The sequence below is a fragment of the Pseudomonas sp. Pse1 genome, from assembly GCF_024519635.1.
Classification (GTDB): Bacteria; Pseudomonadota; Gammaproteobacteria; order Pseudomonadales; family Pseudomonadaceae; genus Aquipseudomonas.
Map to the genome: position 1 here is coordinate 360,177 of NZ_JALJRO010000004.1, position 7,488 is coordinate 367,664.

Below are 7,488 nucleotides of genomic sequence, written 5' to 3' on the forward strand. Positions count from 1 at the left end.
CTAGAAATGACGGAGCAGTGTACCGGCGAGAGCCGCTGACGTACAGGCGTGTGGCTGGCGCAGTGGTCCGGGGCAGGCAATGCCCTGCGCCCGGGGTGCTTCAGGATTCTTCGATGGCCTTGCCGCTCGCCACGGGTTCAGGCGTGGGCGTCGGGCCTTCGCGACGGCTTTCCTGGTACCAGTGAATGGCGATCAGGATCAGCGTCGGTACGCCGAGGAAGGCGGTGATGATGAAGAAATTGTGGTAGCCGAATTTTTCCACCATGACCCCGGTGTAACCGCCGATAAGGCGCGGCAGCAGGAGCATGATCGAGCTGAGCAGGGCGTATTGAGTAGCGGAAAACTTCAGGTTGGTCAGGCTCGACAGGTAGGCCACGAACGCTGAAGTCGCCAGGCCGGAACTGAAGTTGTCCAGGGAAATGGTGACGATCAGCATCTGCAGGTTGGCGCCCATGTCGGCGAGCATCACGAACAGGATATTGGTCGCGGCGGAGGCGGCGCCACCGATAAACAGAATCGGCAGGATGCCAAAGCGCACGATCAGCAGGCCGCCCATGCCAGCGCCAACCAGAGTCATGATCAGGCCGAAGATCTTGCTGACCCCGGCAATCTGGTCCTTGGTAAAGCCCAGGTCGATGTAGAACACGTTGGCCATGACGCCCATGACCGTGTCGGACATGCGGTAGGTGGCGATCAGGCCGAGCAGCAGCAGCGCCTGCCAGCGGTAACGCATGACAAAGTCGTTGACCGGCGTCAGGACCGGTGCCAGGCCGCGACGGCCCATGGCGGACAGGCACATGGCAGTCAAGGTTACATAGAGAATCGCGCGCAGGAAGGCGCGGTCTTCCAGCAGCAGGTCGAGGGGGCTGGCATCGCCGAACAGGACGCTGGCGAAGTCGGTGTTATAGAGCTGGGTGAACATCGCCGGCAGTGACACCAGCAGCACGATCAGCACGAACACCGACGCCAGTTGATGCACAAAGCTGTAGCGTCCGGCAGACAGTTGAGTGCGCAGGGGCACTGGCGGCTCGCGCATGAAAAAACTGGTCAGCAGCGCCGGAACCATCAACAGGCCGAACAGCGCGTAGGTGCCGGTCCATGCCGAGTGCTGGTAGTTGAAACCGGTGGAACCGAAGCCCTCGGCGAAGAACAGCGCGCCTGCAGTTGCCAGCAGAGCCGCGACCCGGTAGCCGGACATGTAGCTGGCGGCCAGCGCCGCCTGGCGGGTGTCGTCGGCGATTTCCAGGCGGTAGGCGTCGACGGCGATATCCTGGGTGGCCGAGGCAAAGGCCACCACGACGGCAATCGCAATCAGCCACGACAGATGTTTTTGCGGATCGCAGAATCCCATGCCGACCAGACCGAGAATCACCAGGCCCTGGGAGAGTACCAGCCATGAGCGTCGTCGACCGAGTTTGCCAAGTAACGGCAGGCGCCATTGGTCGAGCAGGGGTGACCATACCCATTTGAATGCATAGGCCAGGCCGATCAGGCTGGCATAACCAATGGTTTCGCGGGCCACACCGGCCTCACGTAACCAGACGGAAAGAGTTGAAAACACCAGCATGTACGGCAGGCCGGCGGCGAAACCCAGCAACAACAGCACAAGCGTCGAGGGGCTGGCATATGCGGCGAGCGCGGCGCGCCAGGTTTTACGGGGCATGGGCTGGAGTCTGCCTCAAAATTACGGAAACAAAGCGCGCACTCTAACCGCTGTGCTCTACCGGGCGCCAGCCATGACGCTGAATATCAACACGATTGTTCAGGATACTGATGCCTTCCAGGCGCAAGCGTGCCCGTTGTTCGTCGCCTGAAGGAGTGCCCACGGGCAGGCTGATGCGCCCACCGGCACCGAGCACGCGGTGCCAGGGTAAGGTGCTGTCGCCGGGCAGTTGGCTCAGCGTGCGCCCGACCCAGCGCGCTGCGCGGCCCAGGCCGGCCATTTCGGCCAGTTGGCCATAACTCACCACCTTGCCCTCCGGCACTTGGGCCAGGGTCAGGTAGAGTGCCGTTCGGCGGATTTGTGCCGGGTCCTGGGGTTCGGGCTCGTTCTCGCTCACGTCCGGGTTTCCTTGCTTAAGGGCGCAGTACCGTTAATAAGGTGGTGCGCCGTCGAGTCAATGATAAATGAACTCATTACGAATACCTCGGTCAGTGCTTGCTCAGGCGTTCTCCATGGGGATAATGCCGCTTTTTTTTCGCAAACTTGAGTCCCTTCTTTGCTTATGTTGTCTAGAACCTTGCTCTGCCTTGCCGTCATAAGTGCCTGCACTCCCGCATTCGGGGATACCGTCTGGTTGAAGAATGGCGATCGCCTGAGCGGCAAGATCAAGCTGTTTGACGGCGGCAAATTGCTGATCCAGACCGAGTACGCCGGTGCGATTCCCATCGACTGGAAGCAGGTCAAGACACTGGAGAGTGATCAGGAGCTGCTGGTCAAGCAGGATGCTTACATCGGTGAAAAAGCCAAGGCCCTGCAGCCTGCCGATGAAGGCAAGGTCACGCTGGCCAATGGAGAGGCGCCGAAGACCGTGGAATTGGCGAGCATCCAGCAGATCCTCAAGCCCAAGCCAGTGGTCGAAGACCTCGTGTGGAAAGGCAATGTTGATATCGCCCTGGATTACCAGCGGGCGGAAAAAGACACCGATGACTACGACATCGACTTCAAAACCTCTGCCCGCCATGGCAAATGGCGTCATACCGCGGAAGGGGAATACAACCGTGAGTTCCAGGACGAAGAAGTCACCACCGATAACTGGCGCGCTGAGTATGCCCTGGACCGGTTTATCACTGATCAGTGGTTCTGGCAGGGGCGTTTGACCTACAAGCGTGACAAGGTCGAGGACCTGGCTCGCCAGCGTACCGTCGGTACCGGTCCGGGGTATCAGTTCTGGGATGACGAGTTGGGAGCGTTCTCGCTGGGTTCGCTGCTCAATCGCACTGACTATGAATACGCGGATGGCGGCAAGGACAACTTCTATTCGTTGGCGATGAAGTGGGACTACAACCGTTACCTGATGGGTAAGTCAGTGGAGTTCTTCACCAATGGCGAGGTAGGTAAGCCGCTCTCGGGTGTGGCGGATTTCGCCCTCGATGCGGAAATGGGCTTGCGCTACAAGGTCACGGACTGGGCATCGCTCAATCTCAAGGCTGAACGCGATATTGTCAGCGGTTCCGAGGACGCAGACTTCAGCAAGACTCGCTATACCGCAGGATTCGGCGTTACCTGGTAAGGGGCAGGGGGGGGCGAAAGCCTCCCGCCGGACAAAACACACAGGCACAAAAAAGCCCCACGTTTGACGGTGGGGCTTTTTACTAAATCAGGACAAGTTAGATAACTTGAACTTCTTCAGCTTGCATGCCTTTCTGACCGCGGGTAGCGATGAAAGAAACCTGTTGGCCTTCTTTCAGGCTTTTGAAGCCGTCGGATTGGATAGCTTTGAAGTGAACGAACAGGTCGTCACCGGATTGTGGAGTGATGAAGCCGAAGCCTTTTTCATCGTTGAACCACTTAACGGTACCGGTTTGGCGATTAGACATGGTGTAACTCCTTGAACAAAGATAACTGCGACTCAGGAAGAACCCTGGCCGAGACTGAGTGCAAAGAGCAGGAAAAATTCTTGTAGATGGTTGGATCGAAATTCAACATATCGTGTAGAGATTCTCAGTGACACAAGCAGCACAGTGGCGCCACCTTAACCCTTTTTCCGTAACGTGCCAATGGTCTTTGCTAAGGTTTCTCGGTTTTCGTGACTGACGGTGAGCTGGATGACGCACGGTAGTGGATATCGCCAGGATCAGTGATTTATCCGCCCCCGGTCTTTGAACCCGACGGCGCGCCCCGGTAAGATGCCGGACAGAATTTTTCCACCTCGCTATTCAGGACACCCGCCATGAGCATCAAATCGGACAAGTGGATTCGCCGCATGGCGCAAGAGCACGGCATGATCGAGCCCTTCGTGGAGCGTCAGATGCGTGGCGAAGGCGCTGATCGATTGATCTCTTTCGGTGTATCGAGCTACGGCTACGACGTGCGCTGCGCCGATGAATTCAAGGTGTTCACCAACATCAATTCGGCCACAGTCGATCCGAAGAATTTCGACGAGAAGAGCTTTGTCGACGTCAAGAGCGATGTCTGCATCATTCCGCCGAACTCTTTCGCCCTGGCCCGAACCGTCGAATTCTTCCGTATTCCGCGCAATGTACTGACGATTTGCCTGGGCAAGAGCACCTATGCCCGCTGCGGCATTATCGTCAACGTCACGCCGTTGGAACCTGAGTGGGAAGGTCACGTGACCCTGGAGTTTTCCAACACCACCACCCTCCCGGCGAAGATCTATGCGAACGAAGGCGTGGCGCAGATGCTGTTCTTCGAATCCGACGAGCAGTGTGAAGTGTCCTACAAGGACCGCGGTGGCAAGTACCAGGGCCAGCGTGGCGTGACCCTGCCGCGCACCTGAGTCAGTCGTCTGACCGAATGAGGGAATTCCTGGGCGGGCGTAGACTCTATTGAGTGCACTGCTGTGATTCGCGCAAGGCGGATCCAGCCTATGTCCAGGAGTACCCAATGAAAATTGATTCGAAAATCAGCGCCGAACTCGCGAGGCTCGAGCCCAACCAAGTGGGCATCATGGCCTGGTCGTTGCTGGCTCATCCGTCCATGTTTCAGGCTGGCGGAATCCCCGGTCAACCTGACCCCGACACCCCCAACGAACAACCCACCGAGCCAGGCGAGCCGACTCTGCCGGACGAACCGCCTCCTGCGCCTGTCGCCTAATATTTAACAGTCATTATTGGAAATACCTGTGTCTGCCGTTGAAACCTTTGCCTGACCGGTCCGTGATTTGATCGCGCGGTTGCTCGCCCAGCGTTCCGCTGTGACGGGGGCGAACGGTTATCCAGCCAGTCAATGAAAAAGGAATTTCCAATGGGTGCAAATCGACCGGGTTTTTTTCATGCGGATATCGGCAGCGCCGAAAACCGCCTGGAGTTTCGGCTGAAAGAAGGTCTCAATTACTTCAGTCGGGGCGGTGTCCACTGCATTGAAGCGGTGAACGATCAGCGCGAAGGGTTCTATGTCTACCTCCCGGCAGACATCGTGACGGGTGAATACCAACTTCAAATCGGATTACCCTCGATTGTCCATGTAACGGACAACTCCGAGGCGGAACTGTATCCGCAGGGTGCATTGAAGCTGACGATCGACGCTGAAGGGCAATTCACGGGCGAGTTCAGCGGCATCGATGCAGATGGTGTTGCAGTGGAAAACGGGGCCTTTCAACTGACGCTTAGCGTTCCAGGCTAACCACGGGCGATGCGCGGGAACAGCCGGACTGTTCCCGCGGATTCGAGACCTCAGCTACTTCAGGTTGCCGCTGAGAAACTGTTTCAAGCGCTCACTTTTCGGATTACCCAACACCTCTTCAGGCGTTCCTTCTTCCTCTACCAGTCCGTGGTGCAGAAACAGCACCTGATTCGATACCTTGCGAGCGAAACTCATTTCATGGGTCACCATGATCATCGTCCGGCCTTCCTCCGCCAGCCCCTGAATCACCTTGAGCACTTCCCCCACCAGTTCCGGGTCGAGGGCCGAAGTCGGTTCGTCGAACAGCATGACTTCCGGCTCCATGGCCAGCGCGCGGGCGATTGCCACACGCTGCTGTTGGCCGCCAGAAAGAAATGCGGGGTATTGGTCAGCCACGCGCGCCGCGAGGCCGACTTTGTCCAGATAGCGGCGAGCGCGATCTTCGGCGTCCTTTTTGCTCACCCCCAGCACTCGACGTGGAGCCATGCTGATATTTTCCAGCACGGTCATGTGGCTCCACAGGTTGAAGTGCTGGAAGACCATGGCCAGGCGGGTGCGAATTCGTTGCAGTTCGGCTTCGTCGGCCACGCGCAGGCCCGAGTGGTCCTTGATCATGCGGATGGCCTGGCCATCCAGGCTCATGGCGCCGTCATTGGGCTGCTCGAGAAAGTTGATGCAGCGCAAAAAAGTACTTTTGCCCGAACCACTGGCGCCGATCAGGCTGATCACGTCACCGGTTTTCGCCTTGAGCGAAACACCCTTCAGCACTTCATGGCTGCCGTAGTACTTGTGCAGGCCTTCAATGGTCAGTTTGTACATGGAGCGAGCATCCTCAAGGCGAAAGTAGGTAGCCGGTGCGGTAAGCCTCAAGGCCGGCGACATGGGCAATCACCATGCCGGCAGTGGCCATGCGTCGGATCGAGCGGGCGTACAGCAGGCCGGCGTTGGCGCAGTGCACCGGGGTGACCTGGTCGCTGATCGGGTCGATGATTTCGGCGATCAGTTGTCCGGCCTGCAGGTAGTCGCCCGGCCGCGCGTGGTACACCAGCAAGCCGCCAATCGGTGTGGCGACCGGTTCTACCGCAGCCAGTGGCGTGGCTGGGTAAGGCAGTTCAGGCGGGGGCGTGGGCTGTCCTTCGATTGCGCCGAAGCCAATCAGGTAATTGATCAGCGCCTGGCAGTCGTGGCTGGCCAATGCGTGGTTTACGTCCCCCTGGCCACGCAACTCGACAGTCACCGAGAAACTGCCCAGCGGAATACTGAAATGCTCGCCGAAGCGCTCCTGCAATTGCCACCAGACCAGGGTGAAACATTCGTCGAACGACTGACCGCCGGAGTCGGTGGCAAGCAGGCTGGCTTTGGAACCGATGTAGCGCGCCAGAGGTTCGACCTGCGGCCACGCCTCGGGGGTGGTGTACAGGTGGGTCACGGCTTCGAAGTCGCAATGCAGGTCGAGCACCATATCGGCGTCGCAGGCCAGGCGTTGCAAGGTCAGGCGCTGTGATTGCAACTGCGTACTGGCCGTATGCCGTGCCAGTGCCTGGCGCAGGCTGCGACGAATCAGGACCAGGTTGTGCTGCGGGTCGTCGCTGAGTTGCCCCTCGATTTCGTTAGCGACTTCTTCGCTCAAGTCGACGAACCAGCGATTGAAATTCTGTCCGCTTTCCAGCTCGTAGCGACCCAGAGGCACGTCCATCAGCACCTGTTCCAGGCCGATCGGATTGGCCACCGGCACCAGCACGATTTCACTGCGCAAGCGGCCAGCGGCCTCAAGCTCGGCCAAGCGTTGCTTGAGATGCCAGGCCACCAGCATGCCGGGCAGTTCGTCGGCATGCAGGGAGGACTGGATGTAGATCTTGCCGTTGGCCTGGGCCGGAGCGAAGTGAAAGCTGTGGATCTGCCGGGCGGTGCCTGGCAGCGGGGCAAGCAGGTCATGAATCTGGTGGCGCATGTGCGTGGGTGTCCTGAAACCGGTAGTTAGTGAGTCGGACCGAGGAACGCCAGCCAGCGGCGTTCGGCCAGTCGGAACAGACCGACCAGGGCAAAGGTGACGGTCAGGTAAATCAATGCGGCAATGCCGAACGACTGGAAAGTCAGGAAGGTCGCCGAGTTGGCATCACGCGCCACTTTGAGAATGTCCGGGATGGTCGCGGTGAACGCCACGGTGGTCGAGTGCAGCATCA

The 7,488-nt window shown here is 58.8% G+C and carries 9 protein-coding genes and 1 pseudogene; 4 read left to right on the forward strand and 6 right to left on the reverse strand.

The window, feature by feature from the left end; genetic code table 11:
* Nucleotides 1–100: 100 nt before the first annotated feature.
* Together NR126_RS09090 and NR126_RS09095 are read right to left on the reverse strand one after the other, a co-directional pair.
* Entirely contained in the window at nucleotides 101–1,663 is a 1,563-nt protein-coding gene (locus NR126_RS09090) for an AmpG family muropeptide MFS transporter (RefSeq protein WP_105755421.1), read from the reverse strand.
* A gap of 43 nt (nucleotides 1,664–1,706) precedes the next feature.
* The gene (locus tag NR126_RS09095; RefSeq protein ID WP_027618993.1) at nucleotides 1,707–2,060 is read right to left on the reverse strand and encodes an MGMT family protein; all 354 of its coding nucleotides are present in this window, start codon (nucleotides 2,058–2,060) and stop codon (nucleotides 1,707–1,709) included.
* A 165-nt stretch (nucleotides 2,061–2,225) separates the two neighbouring features.
* Here NR126_RS09095 and NR126_RS09100 point away from each other — a divergent pair, with 165 nt between their 5' ends.
* Nucleotides 2,226–3,233 carry a DUF481 domain-containing protein gene (locus tag NR126_RS09100; protein ID WP_256830052.1) on the forward strand — a complete coding sequence of 336 codons (1,008 nt, stop codon included), beginning with the start codon at nucleotides 2,226–2,228 and terminating at the stop codon, nucleotides 3,231–3,233.
* A 97-nt stretch (nucleotides 3,234–3,330) separates the two neighbouring features.
* Here NR126_RS09100 and NR126_RS09105 read toward each other — a convergent pair whose 3' ends face one another.
* Nucleotides 3,331–3,540, reverse strand: a complete 210-nt coding sequence (locus NR126_RS09105; RefSeq protein WP_002554837.1) for a cold-shock protein — start codon at nucleotides 3,538–3,540, stop codon at nucleotides 3,331–3,333.
* A gap of 353 nt (nucleotides 3,541–3,893) precedes the next feature.
* Here NR126_RS09105 and dcd point away from each other — a divergent pair, with 353 nt between their 5' ends.
* From dcd to NR126_RS09120, 3 genes are all read left to right on the forward strand, one after another.
* Nucleotides 3,894–4,460 (forward strand): dCTP deaminase, encoded by a 567-nt coding sequence (dcd, locus tag NR126_RS09110; RefSeq protein WP_027618991.1) that lies wholly within the window; start codon nucleotides 3,894–3,896, stop codon nucleotides 4,458–4,460.
* A gap of 107 nt (nucleotides 4,461–4,567) precedes the next feature.
* Nucleotides 4,568–4,777, forward strand: a complete 210-nt coding sequence (locus tag NR126_RS09115) for a hypothetical protein (protein WP_027618990.1) — start codon at nucleotides 4,568–4,570, stop codon at nucleotides 4,775–4,777.
* Nucleotides 4,778–4,927: 150 nt separating this feature from the next.
* Nucleotides 4,928–5,305 carry a hypothetical protein gene (locus tag NR126_RS09120; RefSeq protein ID WP_105755423.1) on the forward strand — a complete coding sequence of 126 codons (378 nt, stop codon included), beginning with the start codon at nucleotides 4,928–4,930 and terminating at the stop codon, nucleotides 5,303–5,305.
* Nucleotides 5,306–5,359: 54 nt separating this feature from the next.
* Here NR126_RS09120 and NR126_RS09125 read toward each other — a convergent pair whose 3' ends face one another.
* From NR126_RS09125 to NR126_RS09135, 3 genes and pseudogenes are all read right to left on the reverse strand, one after another.
* The gene (locus tag NR126_RS09125) at nucleotides 5,360–6,124 is read right to left on the reverse strand and encodes an ABC transporter ATP-binding protein (protein ID WP_105755424.1); all 765 of its coding nucleotides are present in this window, start codon (nucleotides 6,122–6,124) and stop codon (nucleotides 5,360–5,362) included.
* A gap of 13 nt (nucleotides 6,125–6,137) precedes the next feature.
* Entirely contained in the window at nucleotides 6,138–7,256 is a 1,119-nt protein-coding gene (locus NR126_RS09130; protein ID WP_027618988.1) for a succinylglutamate desuccinylase/aspartoacylase family protein, read from the reverse strand.
* Between the two features lie 26 nt (nucleotides 7,257–7,282).
* A pseudogene (locus tag NR126_RS09135) lies at nucleotides 7,283–7,488 on the reverse strand (amino acid ABC transporter permease); the annotation flags it as partial.

Coding starts and splice junctions, on each gene's coding strand:
- NR126_RS09125 (WP_105755424.1), bottom strand. CDS start 6,124: ATGTACAAACTGACCATTGAAGGCCTGCACAAGTACTACGGCAGCCAT.
- NR126_RS09115 (WP_027618990.1), top strand. CDS start 4,568: ATGAAAATTGATTCGAAAATCAGCGCCGAACTCGCGAGGCTCGAGCCC.
- NR126_RS09100 (WP_256830052.1), top strand. CDS start 2,226: ATGTTGTCTAGAACCTTGCTCTGCCTTGCCGTCATAAGTGCCTGCACT.
- NR126_RS09090 (WP_105755421.1), bottom strand. CDS start 1,663: ATGCCCCGTAAAACCTGGCGCGCCGCGCTCGCCGCATATGCCAGCCCC.
- dcd (WP_027618991.1), top strand. CDS start 3,894: ATGAGCATCAAATCGGACAAGTGGATTCGCCGCATGGCGCAAGAGCAC.
- NR126_RS09130 (WP_027618988.1), bottom strand. CDS start 7,256: ATGCGCCACCAGATTCATGACCTGCTTGCCCCGCTGCCAGGCACCGCC.
- NR126_RS09105 (WP_002554837.1), bottom strand. CDS start 3,540: ATGTCTAATCGCCAAACCGGTACCGTTAAGTGGTTCAACGATGAAAAA.
- NR126_RS09120 (WP_105755423.1), top strand. CDS start 4,928: ATGGGTGCAAATCGACCGGGTTTTTTTCATGCGGATATCGGCAGCGCC.